Source organism: Bradyrhizobium barranii subsp. barranii, from assembly GCF_017565645.3.
GTDB lineage: Bacteria > Pseudomonadota > Alphaproteobacteria > Rhizobiales > Xanthobacteraceae > Bradyrhizobium > Bradyrhizobium barranii.
The window spans coordinates 887,321-903,397 of record NZ_CP086136.1; the positions used below are offsets into that span (position 1 = coordinate 887,321).

14 protein-coding genes and 1 tRNA gene are annotated in these 16,077 nt (G+C 64.8%); 4 read left to right on the forward strand and 11 right to left on the reverse strand.

The window, feature by feature from the left end; all coding sequences use genetic code 11:
- Positions 1-7 precede the first annotated feature (7 nt).
- The 7 genes from J4G43_RS04335 to rpmH all read right to left on the reverse strand — a co-directional run bounded on the left by J4G43_RS04335 (position 8) and on the right by rpmH (position 5,743).
- Positions 8-994 carry a DUF1036 domain-containing protein gene (locus J4G43_RS04335; protein WP_208089242.1) on the reverse strand — a complete coding sequence of 329 codons (987 nt, stop codon included), beginning with the start codon at positions 992-994 and terminating at the stop codon, positions 8-10.
- A gap of 155 nt (positions 995-1,149) precedes the next feature.
- The gene (argB, locus tag J4G43_RS04340) at positions 1,150-2,037 is read right to left on the reverse strand and encodes an acetylglutamate kinase (RefSeq protein ID WP_063979811.1); all 888 of its coding nucleotides are present in this window, start codon (positions 2,035-2,037) and stop codon (positions 1,150-1,152) included.
- Between the two features lie 125 nt (positions 2,038-2,162).
- Positions 2,163-2,531 (reverse strand): DUF423 domain-containing protein, encoded by a 369-nt coding sequence (locus J4G43_RS04345; RefSeq protein ID WP_225004610.1) that lies wholly within the window; start codon positions 2,529-2,531, stop codon positions 2,163-2,165.
- A complete protein-coding gene (yihA, locus tag J4G43_RS04350) occupies positions 2,528-3,181 on the reverse strand; it encodes a ribosome biogenesis GTP-binding protein YihA/YsxC (RefSeq protein ID WP_063979810.1) in 654 nt (217 codons plus the stop codon). The genes J4G43_RS04345 and yihA overlap by 4 nt, the downstream gene beginning before the upstream one ends.
- Positions 3,182-3,320: 139 nt before the next feature.
- Positions 3,321-5,162 (reverse strand): membrane protein insertase YidC, encoded by a 1,842-nt coding sequence (gene yidC / locus J4G43_RS04355; protein WP_208084102.1) that lies wholly within the window; start codon positions 5,160-5,162, stop codon positions 3,321-3,323.
- Positions 5,163-5,178: 16 nt separating this feature from the next.
- The gene (rnpA, locus tag J4G43_RS04360; RefSeq protein ID WP_063979808.1) at positions 5,179-5,580 is read right to left on the reverse strand and encodes a ribonuclease P protein component; all 402 of its coding nucleotides are present in this window, start codon (positions 5,578-5,580) and stop codon (positions 5,179-5,181) included.
- A 28-nt stretch (positions 5,581-5,608) separates the two neighbouring features.
- Positions 5,609-5,743 (reverse strand): 50S ribosomal protein L34, encoded by a 135-nt coding sequence (gene rpmH, locus J4G43_RS04365; RefSeq protein ID WP_008542748.1) that lies wholly within the window; start codon positions 5,741-5,743, stop codon positions 5,609-5,611.
- Between the two features lie 362 nt (positions 5,744-6,105).
- On the opposite strand from rpmH, the gene J4G43_RS04370 reads away from it, so the two are divergent.
- The 4 genes from J4G43_RS04370 (at position 6,106) to J4G43_RS04385 (ending at position 9,493) form a co-directional block, all read left to right on the forward strand.
- The gene (locus J4G43_RS04370; RefSeq protein WP_208084103.1) at positions 6,106-7,605 is read left to right on the forward strand and encodes an ATP-binding protein; all 1,500 of its coding nucleotides are present in this window, start codon (positions 6,106-6,108) and stop codon (positions 7,603-7,605) included.
- Positions 7,606-7,768: 163 nt separating this feature from the next.
- Positions 7,769-7,845, forward strand: a tRNA-Arg gene (locus J4G43_RS04375).
- Between the two features lie 299 nt (positions 7,846-8,144).
- The gene (locus J4G43_RS04380; RefSeq protein WP_208084104.1) at positions 8,145-8,927 is read left to right on the forward strand and encodes an alpha/beta fold hydrolase; all 783 of its coding nucleotides are present in this window, start codon (positions 8,145-8,147) and stop codon (positions 8,925-8,927) included.
- Between the two features lie 167 nt (positions 8,928-9,094).
- The gene (locus J4G43_RS04385) at positions 9,095-9,493 is read left to right on the forward strand and encodes a hypothetical protein (RefSeq protein ID WP_166348333.1); all 399 of its coding nucleotides are present in this window, start codon (positions 9,095-9,097) and stop codon (positions 9,491-9,493) included.
- Between the two features lie 137 nt (positions 9,494-9,630).
- Here J4G43_RS04385 and J4G43_RS04390 read toward each other — a convergent pair whose 3' ends face one another.
- From J4G43_RS04390 to J4G43_RS04405, 4 genes are all read right to left on the reverse strand, one after another.
- Positions 9,631-10,050 (reverse strand): CBS domain-containing protein, encoded by a 420-nt coding sequence (locus tag J4G43_RS04390; RefSeq protein WP_063979803.1) that lies wholly within the window; start codon positions 10,048-10,050, stop codon positions 9,631-9,633.
- A 115-nt stretch (positions 10,051-10,165) separates the two neighbouring features.
- Positions 10,166-10,636, reverse strand: a complete 471-nt coding sequence (locus J4G43_RS04395) for an aminoacyl-tRNA deacylase (RefSeq protein WP_028148973.1) — start codon at positions 10,634-10,636, stop codon at positions 10,166-10,168.
- A 203-nt stretch (positions 10,637-10,839) separates the two neighbouring features.
- On the reverse strand, positions 10,840-11,160 hold the full coding sequence (locus J4G43_RS04400; protein WP_063979802.1) for a hypothetical protein: 321 nt from the start codon (positions 11,158-11,160) through the stop codon (positions 10,840-10,842).
- A gap of 50 nt (positions 11,161-11,210) precedes the next feature.
- Positions 11,211-16,037, reverse strand: a complete 4,827-nt coding sequence (locus J4G43_RS04405) for an NAD-glutamate dehydrogenase (RefSeq protein ID WP_208084105.1) — start codon at positions 16,035-16,037, stop codon at positions 11,211-11,213.
- Between the last annotated feature and the right edge of the window lie 40 nt (positions 16,038-16,077).

Genomic DNA, 16,077 nt, shown 5'->3' on the forward strand with positions numbered 1-16,077 from the left:
CTCTCAATCACGGCATCGCAAAGCGGAGCGTCTTGCCGCCGCTCGACATGTCCACCACGCCAAAACCCGTCGCCGCGAATCCGCGCGCGCCGCAATCCGCCTGCTCGTTGGTCTCGAACTTGGTCTCGCGCGTGCAGAGCTGCCTGTCGCCGCCCCAGTTCAGCGGCTTGTCCTTCAGCTTGATGACGCGGTTGTCGGCATCGATGGCCTCCGCGAAGCTGAAAATCTGCTTCGGCTGCCCGATCACATCGGGGTGCAGGCACGTCTTGGGATCGATGCGATACCAGCCGCGGCTGGTCACGGACTTGCCGTCGTCGGTGGCGACCGCCGCCATCACCTTGTGCGGCGTGTCGTTGCACCAGGTCAGGCCGGTTGCAGAAGGCGTCTGCACCGCATCGACCATGGTCTTGAAGAAGTTCGGCGACGACATGATGTCCGCCGCCAGTCCGCGGCTCTTCAGGAAGGCGGCCAGTGCTGCCTGCGTCTTCGGCCCGTCGACGCCGTCGATCGGCGCTGCGTCGTAGCCCGCGATCACCAGCAGCCGCTGGATGCCGGCGAGGCGGGCCTGCTCGTCGTCATATTCGGAATCCTCGGCGAGATAGGCCGTGAAATTGCCGTCCGCGGCTTGCGTCGGCGTGATCTGGGTGAACGCGGCCTGGGTCTGGCCGCTGCGGCATTGCCGCGCAGCCGCGATGACGAAATTGTCTTGCGCCACGCACAGCATGTCGCTGCCGTTCTGCGGGATCGGCGAGGCGCCGTAGACGCCGAGCGCGCGGGCGTTGAGCAGGATGCGGTCGGCGGAGAGCGTGCCCTGCACCACGACGCGGCAGGTGGCGGGATCGATCCTGAACCAGCCGCGCGTCGCGGTCGCCGCCTTGTCGTCGATGCCGATCGCGGCCTCGACGACATAGGACATGCGGTTGCAGATTTTCAGGTCGGCCAGGGCGGGCGCGGCGGAGAAGACAAACGAAACGGCTGCGGCCGGAAGGGACATCAGGATACGTGTGAGGGTTGAGCGACGATGTCGCCGAGCCCTCAACTCGTCATGCCCGGCCTTGTGCCGGGCATCCACGTTCTTGGCGCGAGACGAGAGGTCGTGGATGGCCGGGACAAGCCCGGCCATGACGGCTTGCTTTGGCCCGCTCATCATCACTTATGGATCAGCGTTCCCGTGCCGGTGTTGGTGAAGAGCTCGAGCAGCACCGCGTGCTGCATCTTGCCGTCGATGATGACGACGCCCTCCACGCCCTGTTCGAGCGCGTAGATGCAGGTCTCGACCTTCGGAATCATGCCGCCGGAAATGGTCCCGTCGGCGATCAGTTTTCGCGCGTCCTTCACCGAAAGCTGCGGGATCAGCTTCTTCGACTTGTCGAGCACGCCCGGCACGTCGGTGAGCAGCAGCAGGCGCTTCGCCTTCAGCGCGCCGGCGACCGCGCCGGCAAAGGTGTCGGCGTTGACGTTGAGCGTCTGGCCGTCCTTGGAGGTCGCGAGCGGCGCCAGCACCGGGATCAGCTCGTAGCCGATCAGCTGGTTCAGCAGCGTGAGGTCGACCTTCTCGGGGTCGCCGACGAAGCCGAGATCGATCGCCTTCTCGATGTTCGAACCCGGATCGACGATGGTGCGCGTCGTCTTCGACGCCTTCACCATGTTGGCGTCCTTGCCCGACAGCCCCACGGCCTTGCCGCCGGCTTCGTTGATGTAGCCGACGATCTGCTTGTTGACGGAGCCGGCCAGCACCATCTCGACGATCTCGATGGTCGCGGCATCGGTGATGCGCAGGCCTGCTGCGAACTCCGACTGGATGCCGAGGCGCTTGAGCATGGTCGCGATCTGCGGCCCGCCGCCATGCACCACCACCGGGTTGATCGCGGTCTGCTCCAGCAGCACGATGTCGCGGGCAAAGTTCTTCGCGGTCTCCTCGTCGCCCATGGCATGGCCGCCATATTTGATGACGATGGTTTCCTCGTCGTACTGCTGCATGTGCGGCAGCGCTTCGGACAGGATGCGGGCCTGGTCGAGCGGGGAGATGTCGGTCATGAGGCGGATCTCGCTGGCGGGACTGTCGGTGCGCGTTCTATCCGATTGGCGGGCGCGGCGCAAAGTGTGACTGGCATGTAGCTCTCGTGTCCCGGACGCGGTGCGGCGCGTCCGGGGCACGAGACCTACTTCCGCGCCACCACCGCCGCGAGCGTCACCGCCAGCCAGCTCAGGATCATCACCGTTCCACCCGTGGGCGCGGCATACGGAAACAGCGAGTGCCCCGCATATTGCCGCAAGGTGAGATCGCCCGCGAACAGCGCGGCGCCGATCACGAAGCCGAACGCCGCGACGAGGCCAATTCCGCCGTGCAGAAGGCCGCGCGCGAGCAGGGCGACGCCCGCGAGTATGGCAGTTGCGTGAAACAGCAGCATGGCGCTGGCGGAGGCGAGCCGGCTGGCGTCGGCGCCGTGGGCGGAGGCGGCGGCCAGCGCGACGCCGGCGGCGCCCATCAAACCGGCAAGCCCAATCAGCAGGCGGAACGCGAGCGTCACGAGGTTCGCTCTTCCAGCAGCTTCGCCATCGCGGCGCGCAGTTCGGCCATGCCGGTCGAGCTCCGTGACGAGGTCGCGAGCACGTTCGGAAACGCCGCCGGATGTTTTGCCAGCGCGGCCTCGGTCTCGGTGATGCGGGACTCAAGCTCGGACGCCTTCACCTGGTCGGCCTTGGTCAGCACGATCTGGTAGCTCACCGCGGAACGGTCGAGCGTCCCCAGGATTTCGAGATCGACGTCCTTGAGGCCATGCCGCGCGTCGATCAGCACGTAGACGCGCGCGAGCGAGGCGCGCCCCAGCAGGAATTTGTGGATCAGCTCGGTCCAGGACGCGACTTGCGTCTTCGGCGCCTTGGCGTAGCCGTAGCCGGGCATGTCGACGAGGCGCAGGTCCTTCTTGCCGGGGACCTCGAAGAAGATCAGTTCCTGGGTGCGGCCCGGCGTATGCGAGGTGCGCGCAAGCGCGTTGCGGCCGGTCAGCGCGTTGATCAGGCTGGACTTGCCGACATTGGAGCGGCCGGCAAAGGCGATCTCCAGCCCGTCCATCGGCGGCAGCGTCGCAATCGAGGGCGAGGCCCAGATGAACTGCCAGTCGCGGGTGAACAGCTTTCGCCCGGTCTCGATCAGCTTCGCATCTTTGTCGTCGGTCATGCGAAGATCTCACCTCTCGTCATGGCCGGGCTTGTCCCGGCCATCCACGTCTGTCCACACGGTACCCTCCAAAACGTGGATGCCCGGGACAAGCCCGGGCATGACGATGTGGAGGCATTTGCGCCCAACAATGACGGCGCTACGTCGCCTTCTTCGCGAACGTCGCCTTGAGATTGTCGAACAGCTCCACCTTCACGCCGTTGCGGCGCATGATGAAGCTCTGCTGGAGCACCGAGAGCGTGTTGTTCCAGGCCCAGTAGATCACGAGACCGGCCGGGAAGCCCGCCAGCATGAAGGTGAAGATCAGCGGCATCCAGTTGAAGATCAGCTGCTGGGTCGGATCCGGCGGCGTCGGGTTCAGCTTCATCTGGAACCACATCGTGATGCCCATGATGATCGGCCAGATGCCGAGCGCGAGGTAGTGGCCGAACACCGGAATCGTCGTCGGATCGAACGGGATCAGGCCGAACAAGGTGAACAGATTGGTCGGATCCGGCGCGGAGAGATCCTTGATCCAGCCGAAGAACGGCGCGTGCCGCATCTCGATGGTGACGAACAGCACCTTGTAGAGCGAGAAGAACACCGGGATCTGGATCACCACGGGAAGACAGCCGGCGACCGGATTGATCTTCTCCTTGCGGTAGATCTCCATCATCTCCTGCTGCTGCTTCACCTTGTCGTCGGGAAAACGCTCCTTCAGCGCCTGAAGCTGCGGCTGGACCGACTTCATCTTCGCCATCGAGGCGTAGGACTTGTTGGCCAGCGGGAAGAACAGCAGCTTGACGATCACGGTGACGAGCAGGATCGAGATGCCGAAATTGCCGAAGAAGCGGTAGAAGAAGTCGAGGCCGAGGAACATCGGCTTGGTGATGAAGTAGAACCAGCCCCAGTCGATCAACAGATCGAAATGGTTGAGGCCGAGCTCCTTGTTGTAGCCGCCGAGGCCGGCGAACGGGAACACGCCGACGACGCCGGCTTCCTTGGCACCGGCGAACAGCCGCGCGTTCGCAGTCGCAGTGCCGCCGATCGCGACGGTGACGGGGTCGAGCAGATAATCGGTCTGGTAGGTGTGAACGTTGCCGACCGGGTTTGACGAGAAACGCGCCTGGAGTTGCGCACTGGTGTCCGGCAGCAGCGCCGAAGCCCAGTACTTGTCGGTGATGCCGAGCCAGCCGTTGGTGGCCTTGAAGTTCACCGCCTTGGCTTCGTCGATCTTCTTGTAGGCGTATTCCTGCAAGCCATCGAGATAGCCGATTAGGCCTTCATGCAGGATGTAATAGCCGGAGACCTGCGGCGTGCCGTGGCGCGAGATCAGCGCGAACGGGTAGAGCGTAACAGGCGCGTTGCCGACATTGCTCACCTCGTCCTTGAGCGTGAAGAGATAATGGTCGTCGACCGCGATGGTGCGGCGGAAGGTGAGGCCCTCGCCATTGTCCCACTTCAGCACCACCGGCGTCGTCGGCGTCAGGCTGCCGCTGCCGTCCTGCTGCCAGAGGGTCTGGGCGTCCGGCAGCTTGGCCGTCACGCCCGTCGCCGGCACCCAGCCGAACTCGGCGTAATAGGGTTCTGCGGTGCCCGAGGGCGAATAGAGCACGATCGGCGGCGACTTCGGGTCGACCGTCTCGCGGTATTGCACCAGCGCAATGTCGTCGATGCGGCCGCCCTTCAGCGAGATGCTGCCGGCAATCCGCGGCGTGTCGATCTTCACGCGCGGGCTGGCTGCAATCGCGCTTTCGCGGGAAACGACCGGCTGGGCCTGGTTCGCGGCCGGTGTTGCCGGCTGGGCCGCGCTGCCGGGCTGCGGCGCGGCGCCCGGCGTTGCGGAGGCCGTCGGCTGCGGCGTGTTCTTCTGGAACTCGGCCTGCGCCTGCTGCTGGGCGCGCTGCTTCTCCATCGCCGGCACATTGTAGAAATATTGCCAGGCGATCAGGACGAGGCCCGACAGAATGACGGCGAGGATGGTATTGCGATTGTCGGTCATCACTATTGTCTCGTCATCAATCCGGTTTGCGGCTGGTCGCAGGAGCGGGGCCGGGCCTTGAGCCGTCGGTTCTTGAGCCGCGTCCCTTGTGCGTATGCCGCGCAGGCTTCGTGAACGCTATGCGCAGATCGTCGAGCATGGTGGCGAAGTCGCGCGAGAGCGCGTCCCTTCGGCCGACCAGTACATAGTCATGATGGGGCTGCATCGACACCGGGTCGAGCCGCTTCACCAATTCGCGAAGCCGGCGCCGGATGCGATTGCGCTGGGGGGCGTTGCCGTTCTTTTTGGTAACGGTGAAGCCGATCCGGATCGGGCCGCTGTCGTCGCGGCGGCGGCTTTGCAGGACGAACGCGGGACTATTCGCCCGCGCGCCATTGGCAACGGCGAGGAAATCCGCTCGCTGCCTCAGCCGATCCATGATGAAATCCCAAAAATGGGGGTCCGGCTCAGGCGCTCAGACGCTTGCGGCCGCGGGCGCGGCGGGCGGCGAGAACCTTGCGGCCGCCGGCAGTGGCGAGACGGGCACGGAAGCCGTGACGGCGCTTGCGCACCAGTTTGCTGGGTTGATAAGTCCGCTTCACGGGTTTTTCTCCGCTGACCGGGCAATTTGCCTGTAGAATTGATGATAAAGTCCGGAAGATGCGGCCCAAAACGGGCCCTTTTCGGCCCCAAGAGAGCCGCTCCCGGCGTGCGCACCGGGTCATCGCGGACAATTTGCGCGGCTTATATGCGAGCGTCTTCTTTTCGTCAACGTCGCAAGAGCGCGCTGTTCCGGTGAATATCACTGTTTGTGCGGGGTTTTTAACCCTTGAGGTGGCGACTCGCGATATCAGAGCTTACATCCCACCTTGAGAGATTAGCGATCCGTAATTTGACCGGCCCCCGGCCGGGTCGCATCCTTCATCAGCCAGGCTCTATTACAAAGCCAACAGGGGCGAACTTCGTGGCAGCGACAGACCTCCAGCCGGTCCATGATACGGATCAGCCGGGCCAGCCGGCGATGCGGCCGCGTGGGCCCAGCGGGCTCGGGCTATCCGGCAAGCTGCTGCTGCTCACCGTCCCCCTGGTGATGATTGGCGCTGTCCTGCTCTACGTGCCCGCCATCGCCAACTTCTGGGTCAACCGGCTCAATGACCGCGTCGCGGCGGCTAACACCGCCGCGCTGGTGCTCGACGCCGCCCCGCTCGGCATGGTCCCCGACTCGCTGTCGCGCGAGATCCTGAAAAGCATCAATGCGCGTGCCGTCGCCATCAAGATGGGGCAGCAGCGACGGCTGCTCGCCAGCGACAACCTTCCCACGGCCATCGAGCATGACATCGACCTGCGCGACATGACGGTGTGGGAGGCGATCACCGGCTCGTTCCGGATGATGCTGGAGACCGGCAACCAGGCCATCCGCATCGTCGGGCCCGGCGTCGGCAACGCCCAGTTCATCGAGATCGTGACCGATGAGCTGCCGCTGCGGCAGCAGATGTATCGCTTCTCCCGCAACGTCGTGGTGGTCGCGCTGATCATCGCGGTGCTGACCGCGGGCCTCGTCTATCTCGTGCTGCATTATCTCTTCGTGCGCCCGATGCGGCGGCTGACCGCGAGCCTGGCCGGCTTCCACGAAAACCCCGAAAGCTCGGCGCGGATCATCGTGCCGAGCCAGCGCAGCGATGAAATAGGCGTCGCCGAGCGCGAATTGTCGGACATGCAGCGCGATCTGATGTCGATGCTGCACCAGAAGAGCCGGCTCGCCGCCCTCGGCCTCGCCGTCTCCAAGATCAACCACGATCTGCGCAATCTGCTCGCGTCGGCCCAGCTTCTGTCCGATCAGCTCGCCAGCGTGCCCGATCCGCGGGTGCAGCGTTTTGCGCCGAAGCTGGTGCGCTCGCTCGAGCGCGCCATCGCCTTCTGCCAGTCGACGCTGTCCTACGGCGGCGCCCAGGAAGCGGCTCCCGACCGCCGCATGATCATGATCGAGCCTGTGGTGCTGGAGGTGCGCGAAACCGCGGGCCTCGCCAGCGACGCCTCGATCGCCTGGGTCGCCGCGATCGAGCGCGGGCTTGCGGTCGATGCCGATCCCGACCAGCTCTTCCGCGTGCTGCTCAACCTCGTCCGCAACGCCGCCCAGGCGCTGGAAAGCCATTCGTCGGGCGACGGCGGCGCCCAGCAGATCCGGATCACGGGAAAGCGCGAAGGTGCCGTCGCCATCCTGGAGGTCTCCGACACCGGCCCCGGCGTCCCGCAGAAGACCCGGGACCATCTGTTCGAGGCGTTCCAGACCTCCGGCCGCCCCGGCGGCAGCGGGCTTGGCTTGGCGATCGCCGCCGAGCTGGTCCGTGCCCATGGCGGCGAGATCCATCTGGTCGAGGGCACCATCGGCGCCACCTTCCGGATCGTCATCCCCGACCGCCCCGTGGAACTCCTCTCCATCCGCAACGAGCGGCAGAGGGCGTAGTCGGCCAGCGACCCACCCGGGAAATCGTCACCTCTCTGTAAAATCTCCCCCTCCCGGACCTTGCCAATCGAGGCAAGAGCGGTTAGTCAGAGCGCTCTTTCGCACCCCTCCGGCGCTGTCCGGAGGCTGCCTGCGGGCCCAGCCCGCACTGTTTGCGAAAAACGCGCCCGTAGCTCAGCTGGATAGAGCATCAGACTACGAATCTGAGGGTCGGACGTTCGAATCGTTCCGGGCGCGCCATTCCGCTACAAAACTGGGCACTCCAAAACCTCCCATTTCTGCGCCGGGCGAGATCATCGCGCCGCTGCTCATGTTCGTCACCGCGTAAGCCTGGAGCTGGTGACGGCCTTTCCGGCCGGCCTCGGCGGAGCGAAAAATCGCGTGGCATCGCCGAATGTGCGGCCGATGCGCTTGGTCGGCCGCAGCATCATGGCACCATGGCGAAGCAGTCGTGCCCATCTTTATCGGCCGTGTGGCGCCGGTTAGATTGAGGACTCGCCAGAGACGCCGGGACATGTCGGTGAATATGGAGATGACCCATGAAGCTCGCGCATGACGGAATCCAGCTGTCCTCCGACATTGCCGGCGCGGGACCGCTTCAATTCCTGTTCGTCCATGGCCTCGGCGGGGATCGCACGCATTTTGCGCCGCAGATGGAGTATTTCGCCCGTCAAGGTCGGGCATTGAATGCCGAGCTGCGGGGGCATGGTGAGAGCGACAAGCCGCAACAGGCGTATTCGATCGAAGGCTTCGCCGATGATCTCGTCTTTCTGTGCAACCGACAGCAGATCACAAAGCCGATCATCGTGGGTCAAAGCATGGGTGGTAACATGGCGCTCGAAATCGCCGCCCGCTATCCGGACTTTCCTGCAGGCCTGGTGCTGCTCGACTCAGGGGTGCTCTTCCCTGCCTCGGCAGGGACGGTGTTCGCCGGGTATCTGGAGGGCTTAAGGGGCGCGAATTTTGCGGACGAGGTACGGAAAATCGTAGCGGACTCCTGTCTGCCGACCGACCGATGCCGCGCCCATGTTGAACAGACCTTTCTGGCGACGCCACAGCACGTGCTGGTGTCCACGTTCAAAAGTCTGTTTCCCTGGGATGTGCATCGGGCGCGTGAATGCGCCCAAGCGTGCCGGGTCCCGGTGCTCTACATCGAAGCGGCCCATCGGCTCGCGGATCTGGATCGTTTTGCGGAGCTGTGCGCGCAGCTGGTCACGGCCAAGGCCGTCGGCTCCGGACATTTCCTGTCGCTGGAGGTGCCGGAGCAGATCAACCCGATGATTGACCGGTTTATCTCGCTCTACGTGCGAAGACCCGGGTAAGCTTCGTCATCGGCCGTGACGCGCCGCGACCGGCGTCCGTCGGGAAGCCACAATGCGCTGCCGGGCAAGGACGAAACCCTTTGCAGGCCGGGTGAAGCCGGCCGGAAACAAACCAGGCCTAACTTTCCCCGAGCTTTCCCGTCCAACCCGATTCAAGGGAGGATTTTATGAAAGCAGCGCTCTTGGTCCTGTCGCTTCTTGGCCAGCCCACGATTCCGATTTCAGACCGTGTGCCCATCTTCAATGTGGAAGCCCTTTGCCGGGACGTTTCGGCCGACGACAAGGCCTCAGGGCTCACCCTGGCGCAGGACGCCGGCGAGTGCGTGCGTGACGAGACAATTGCGCAGCAACAGCTGAGCTCGACCTGGCTGACTGTTCCGGGCCCCGCGCGCGATAGTTGCGAAGGCGAGGCTGCGGCAGGGGGAATAGAAAGCTATGTCGATCTGCTCACCTGCCTGCAGATGGCAGGCTGGGCGAATCCGACTCCGCCGCCGAAGCCCCCGCTCAGGGGAGCGAGCAAGATGCGGAACGCCAAGAATGAGCTGCGGAACGAATTGAAGAATTAGCTGCGCAGGTGACAATGGGGACGAGAAGACGGCGGAGCAGCTTCTTGGCAGGTCGCGTATCATAGCGTGCGCGTTCGCCGGCAGCGGGGTCCTGCGAGCGATGCGACGAAGTTCCGGGCGCCGGGTGGCGGTCGCCATCAATGATGGGCCGACACGCCCTTGACGCATTGGGTCAACAGATCAACGCTGGCGAATTGGCTGACATCGCCCAGGCTGATCATGCCGACCATCCGCCTGCTCTTGTTGATCACGGGCAGCCTGCGGATTTTCAGCGTCTCCATGTGATGCACGGCTTTCGCCAGATCGTCGTCTTCCCGGCAGCAATGGATGCCTTCGGTCATCACGTCCCGCGCCGTCATGCGCGCGGCGTTGAAGTTCTTGCTCGCGAGGCCTTTGCAGACGATGTCGCGATCGGTCACCATCCCGATCAGATGGTCGTCATCGCCGATCGGAATGCAGCCGATGTCGTGCCCTTGCATCAACTTCGCGATCTCGGTGATCGGGGTGTCCGGGCTGACCCAATCGACACCCTTGTGCATCACGTCCTTGACCTTCATGGAGGACCTCCGTTGCGAACGCAGCCCCCGTGACGCGATTATACTACGAACCGGGCGCGACCGCACGCGCGCCGCGACGAAGGCGCAGGAAAAATCATCCCGCTGCCATGCTGCGTCAACCGTGTGTGCTGAAGCGTCCATGCGGCGCATTGGCCGTCAGCCGTTCGAACTGTGCATGCGTCAGGTGAAGCAGCGTCTCATGGTCGCCGGCTTCGATATAGATCTCGGGCTGCGCCCGGATGCTGTCATCGACGATGAGATCGAGCCCGTAGCATCGGCCTACCGCCGGAACGGCTCCATGCGCGCAGTCCGCGAACAGCCTGTTGATCTCGGTTTCGTTCGCCATCACGAGATCCGCGCCGAGCTTCTCCTTCAAGTCCGGCAAGTTGAGACGGTGCGATGCCGGAACGATCGCGAGCATATAGCCGCCGTCATGGCGCAGCACGACGGCCTTGGCGAAACGATCGCCCGAGACGTGGCAGGCCTGCGCCGTGCGCGCGGATGACATGGTGAAAACGTGCGGGATCTCGACATACTGGATGTTCTCGGCAGCCAGGTATCGGTGGAGCGTGGGGGCAATGGTCATGGCGCAGCCTTTCGGATGGATATGCGAGCCATCCACCGTGAGGCTGCCCCGCCGCACGATGGGCGGCCGCGTGATTGCCGGATGCCAGCATAGGCCTCGCGCTCGAATGCGGCAATCGGGTCAGGGGTTCGGATCGTTCCGGGCGCTCCTTTCCGTTTCGTTTGCCGCCGATCGATTGTGGCTTTTGCTGCGCTTCTCGTGTCTTACGGGATCCTTGCCACAACGTTGGGCCGGTTCTCCCTGAGCCACGCGACGGCCTCGGGTCCATCGACGACGCACGCGAAGGTTTCCCAGGTCGGGTCCTCCAGGGACTCCGATTGCAGTCGCTTCGCCGCATACTCGACGAGATCGTGCAAGCCCTCGTATCCTCGTCGGTGCTCGAGGGACTCTGCAATCGCCGTGCTGGTCCAGCCTCGTCGGGCCAGATCGACGATGCTCGGAGCGTCAGCCTCGCTGAACCAAGGTGTGGCATCGAACTCGATGCAGCGGACATTGTCGGCGGTGTGGCAAGTGGCGTGGATCATGGGGTTCCTCCGTTCGCCGGCTCAGTTTCACATCGCTGCCTCGCACGCGCTCAGACTTTGACCAGATCCCCCAGCAGGTTCGCCGCCACCGTCAGCTTGGCAAGGGTCAGGCCGCTGGCAGCAATTTCTTCGACCGAGCGACGGATGCGCGCCGCTTCGGGGTGAGCCGCAAGCCACGTCTCGACGGCCTGCTGGCCGGACTGGCCGGTTGCCAGCATATCCGCGGCCAGTCTTCGTTCGGCACCGGCGATCTGCTCAACGGCGCGATCGACCGCCATGCGTTCGAAATAATCATTTGCAGGCACGCCGCGCGCGGCGGCGATGATGCGGTCGAGACGGAAATTGGCTTCCGCAGCGAAGAAGGTTGCGGCGGCATCGCCGATAGCGCGCGAGGTGCGCTCGGCGATCGTCACGATATCGGGTGCCGCAATCAGCGCGTCGAGATCGGCGAGCTCACCGGCGAGGCCGGCCGGGACGCCGGCATCGGTGAGCTCCTGGCGCCGCTTGCCGCGCGCGGCCTGCAGGTCCGGCGGCAGGGTGGTGTCGAGGGAGGCCGCGATCTCGCGGATACCCGGGCCAAAACGTCCGATCACCGCCTCGAGGCCGTCCTTGAAATCGACATTGCGCACGTACCAGACCATGCGGGAAATCAGGAGGTCCTGGACCGTCGCGTAGAGGCCGAGCTGCACCTGCCCGTCGATCCGGGTGTCGAGCGCGTCGATCGCGTCATTGAGTCGCCTGAGCTCGTAGATCGCGTCCACCGCCACCTGCGCCATGACGATGGTGGGGATATCGGCGTCGGTCTCGTCGGTCAGGCGCACGATACACGCCGGGCCGCCGCGGTTGATCACGGCATTGACGAGACTGGTCGCGATGATCTCGCGTCGCAGGCGATGGAGCTCGACCGCGGCCGGGAATTTATCGGGAACCTCGCGCGGAAAATACAGGGACAGTCTGCGGGCGAGGTAAGGATCATCAGGCACGCTGGTGGCGAGCAGGTCCTCGTAGAGCGTCAGCTTGGCGTAGGCGAGCAGCACGGCAAGCTCGGGCCGTGTCAGGGCCTGGCCGCGCCGTGTCCGCTCGGTGAGCGCTGCGTCGTCGGGCAGGAACTCCACGGCGCGGCTGAGCAGGCCGCGCTGCTCGAGCGACTGCATCAGGCGGGTGAGGAAGCCGGTCTCGGCCACGCCCTTGCGCTCGGCGAGCGAGAGCGCCAGCGTCTGCAGATAGTTGTTGCGCAGCACCAGCGTGCCGACCTCGTCGGTCATCGCGGCCAGCAGGCTGTTGCGGTCGGCGAAGCTGAGGCGTCCCTCGCGTTCGGGGCGCGCGAGCGCGACCTTGATATTGACCTCGACGTCGGAGGTGTTGACGCCGGCCGAATTGTCGATGGCGTCGGTGTTGAGCTTGACGCCCTTCTGTGCCGCTTCAATGCGGCCGCGCTGGGTGACGCCGAGATTGGCGCCTTCGCCGATCACCCGGGCGCGAACGTCAGTGCCTGCGATGCGGATCGGATCGTTGGCGCGGTCGCCGGCCTGATCGTCGCTCTCTGCCGATGCGCGGATATAGGTGCCGATGCCGCCAAACCACAACAGGTCCGTGCGCGCTTTCAGGATCGCCGTCATCACCTCGAACGGCGTGGCCTGCTCCTTGTCGAGATCGAGCAGGCTGCGGACTTCCGGTGCGAGCGGGATCGCCTTGAGCGTGCGCGAGAACACGCCGCCGCCCTGCGAGATCAGCGACTTGTTGTAGTCCTGCCAGCTCGATCGCGGCAGGTCGAACAGACGCTTGCGCTCGGCGAAGCTGGTCGAAGGGTCGGGCGAAGGATCTATGAAGATGTCGCGGTGATCGAACGCCGCCACGAGCCTTGTCGCCGGCGAGAGCAGCATGCCGTTGCCGAAGACGTCGCCGGACATGTCGCCGACGCCGGCAGCGGTGAACGGCATGGTCTGAATGTCGGTGCCGAGCTCGCGGAAGTGGCGCTTGACCGCCTCCCAGGCGCCGCGCGCCGTGATCCCCATCTTCTTGTGGTCGTAGCCCTGGCTGCCGCCGGAGGCGAAGGCGTCGCCGAGCCAATGGTTCTTCTCGGCCGAGATCGCGTTGGCGACATCGGAGAAGGTGGCGGTGCCCTTGTCGGCGGCGACCACGAGGTAGGGGTCGTCGCCGTCATGGCGCACGGTGGAATCCGGCGGCACGACGGCGTCGCCGTCGAGATTATCGGTGAGCTCGAGCAGCGAGCGCACGAAGATGCGATAGGCCTCGGTGCCTTCCGCGAGCCAGGCGTCGCGATTGGACGGCGGCGGCAGGCGCTTGGGCACGAAACCGCCCTTGGCGCCGACCGGCACGATCACGGCGTTCTTGACCTGCTGCGCCTTCACGAGACCCAGGATCTCGGTGCGGAAATCCTGCGGCCGGTCGGACCAGCGCAAGCCGCCGCGCGCGACCTTGCCGAAGCGCAGGTGAATGCCTTCGACCCGCGGCGAGGAGACGAAGATCTCGTAAAGAGGCCGCGGCGCCGGCAAATCGTCGATCCGCCGCGCGTCGAACTTGAAGGAGATGACCGGACGCGGATGTCCATCGTCGCCGATCTGCCACAGATTGGTGCGGATGGTCGACTGCACCAGATTGGTGAAGCGGCGCAGGATGCGGTCTTCATCGAGCGAGGCGACGGATTTGAGCTGCTCCTCGATCTCGGCAAGCAGGGCCGTCTCGCGCGCCGAACGCTCGCGATCGGTAAGCACGAGGCGCGGATCGAGGCGGGTCTGGAACAGTGCGACGAGGGTGGCCGTGATCGCGGCGTTCTTGCGCAAGGTCTCCCACATGTAATCCTGGGTGAACGGAGCGCGGATCTGGTGCAGATAGCGCGACAGCGCCCGGATGGTCGAGACCTCGCGCCAGCCCAGCGCGGTGCGCAGGATCAGCGCGTTGTATCCGTCGGATTCGGCGCGATCCGTGACCACCGCCATGATCGAGGCTTCCAGGCGATGGCTGAATTCCGGATTGATCTCGATCGGCTGGCCGTCGCTGGTCTCGATCGTCATCTCATGCATCCAGACCGGTTCCGGCCGGTTGCCGGGCACGATCTGATAGGTGCGTTCGTCGACCACGCGCAGGCCGTGATTTTCGATCACCGGCACGCGATAGGACAGCGATAGCGGTGCGGCGTCGGAGAACACCTTCAGGCCGAAGCGCCTGGGATCGTCCTCGCCCTTGTCGCGGTGCACCGAAATCGTCACCGGGCGGGCCGGCGTCAGCTTTTCGATGGTGGCGATGTCGGCGATGGCCTGCTCCGCCTTGAAAACCTCGGTATAGCCGCCGCTAAAGGCCTGGGCATAACGATTGGCGATCATGCGCGCCCGCATGCCGTCGGTCGACGCGGTGAGCGCGGCCTTCAGCTTGTCGGTCCAGGTCGCGGCAATGGCGCTGATGCCGGCTTCGAGCGCGGCGCGCTCGACGACGGGCGTTTTGCCTTCATAGCGCCCGATGATGAAATGGACGCGCGCAAGCGCGCCCTCGGGGAACGATACGTAGGACGCCGACAGGGTCCCCTTGTAGACCTGCGACAGGAAGGCTCCGACGCGCGTGCGGACGTCGGTGTCGTATTTGTCGCGCGGAATGAAGGTGAGAATGGAGACGAAGCGATCGAACTTGTCGACCCGCGCCAGCGCCCGGACGCGCGGGCGCTCGTAGAGGATCAGGACCTCGATGACGAAATTGTAGAGCGTGTCGACGTCGATCTGGAACAGCTCGTCACGCGGATAATCTTCGAGGATATGCATGAGCGCCTTGCCCGAATGGCCGTTCGGGTCGAAGCCGGCGCGCTGCAGCACCCGCGCAACCTTGTGGCGCACATAAGGGATCTGCCGCACCGAGCGGGTATAGGCGCCGGAGGTAAACAGGCCGACGACGCGCAATTCGCCCTCGAGCCGGCCGTCGGGTGCATAGAGCTTGATACCCACGTAATCCATCCGGATGCGCCGATGGACGAGGCTTGAGACATTGGCCTTGATGACGATCAGCAGCGTCGGCTCGTGCATGAACTCGCGGATTTCCGAGGTCATCACCACCATTTCGTTGCCGCGGCGCAGGACCTTCACGTCGGGATCGCGCAGGATGCCGAGGCCTTCGCCGGTGGTGATGTCGTCGGACGCATCGCTGTCGGGCGAGAAGCGATATTCGCGCACGCCGAGGAAGGTGAAATTGTCCGCGCAGAGCCATTGCAGGAACTGATTGGCTTCGGCGACCTCGTCGATCGGCAGCGGCGGCGGATTGGAAGCGAACGTCTTGATTGCCTCCTCGACACGGTCACGCATGGCGCGCCAGTCGGTGACGCAGGCGCGGACGTTGTTCAGCGCTCTGGTGAGTCCGTCGATCAGCTTTTGGCGATCGGCGTCGGCGTCCAGGCGGGTGATGTGGAGGTGAATCAGGCTTTCGCGGGCGCCTCTTGCTCCCTCCGGCAGTGCTTCGCCGTAGAACCGCAGCAGCTTGCCCTCGGCATCGCGCTCCACGGCGATGATCGGGTGGGCGACGAGGGTGACTTCGATGCCCTGCTCGGCGAGCTCCGCCATGGTGGAGTCGTACAGGAAAGGCATGTTGTCGTTGAGAATCTCGAGCACGGAAATCTCGCGCCCGTTCGGCAACGTCGGATTGACCACGCGGATATCGGCGCTGCCCGACGTGCGCCGCTGCACATGCTCCCAGGCTTGCTCCGCCAGGACGGCAAGCGAGGCGGCATCGTAATTGTCGAGATCCTCGATATTGCTGTAGCCGAACAAAGGCTCGGCGAAGGCCCGCGGGCTCTTGCCCGGCGGCACGCTGCCTGCTGCATCGCGGATCAGGGTTGCCCGGGCCTTGTCGTCACGCCACGCCATCATGTCCTCCATTTGCCGCGCCGTCCGACCGCAGTTGCGATCCTCAGCCTAA

What these genes read in the sequence shown, in the direction of transcription:
- J4G43_RS04335 (WP_208089242.1), bottom strand. Translation starts at nt 994, where the DNA reads ATGTCCCTTCCGGCCGCAGCCGTTTCGTTTGTCTTCTCCGCCGCGCCC.
- argB (WP_063979811.1), bottom strand. Translation starts at nt 2,037, where the DNA reads ATGACCGACATCTCCCCGCTCGACCAGGCCCGCATCCTGTCCGAAGCG.
- yihA (WP_063979810.1), bottom strand. Translation starts at nt 3,181, where the DNA reads ATGACCGACGACAAAGATGCGAAGCTGATCGAGACCGGGCGAAAGCTG.
- yidC (WP_208084102.1), bottom strand. Translation starts at nt 5,162, where the DNA reads ATGACCGACAATCGCAATACCATCCTCGCCGTCATTCTGTCGGGCCTC.
- rnpA (WP_063979808.1), bottom strand. Translation starts at nt 5,580, where the DNA reads ATGGATCGGCTGAGGCAGCGAGCGGATTTCCTCGCCGTTGCCAATGGC.
- J4G43_RS04380 (WP_208084104.1), top strand. Translation starts at nt 8,145, where the DNA reads ATGAAGCTCGCGCATGACGGAATCCAGCTGTCCTCCGACATTGCCGGC.
- J4G43_RS04385 (WP_166348333.1), top strand. Translation starts at nt 9,095, where the DNA reads ATGAAAGCAGCGCTCTTGGTCCTGTCGCTTCTTGGCCAGCCCACGATT.
- J4G43_RS04390 (WP_063979803.1), bottom strand. Translation starts at nt 10,050, where the DNA reads ATGAAGGTCAAGGACGTGATGCACAAGGGTGTCGATTGGGTCAGCCCG.
- J4G43_RS04395 (WP_028148973.1), bottom strand. Translation starts at nt 10,636, where the DNA reads ATGACCATTGCCCCCACGCTCCACCGATACCTGGCTGCCGAGAACATC.
- J4G43_RS04400 (WP_063979802.1), bottom strand. Translation starts at nt 11,160, where the DNA reads ATGATCCACGCCACTTGCCACACCGCCGACAATGTCCGCTGCATCGAG.
- J4G43_RS04405 (WP_208084105.1), bottom strand. Translation starts at nt 16,037, where the DNA reads ATGGAGGACATGATGGCGTGGCGTGACGACAAGGCCCGGGCAACCCTG.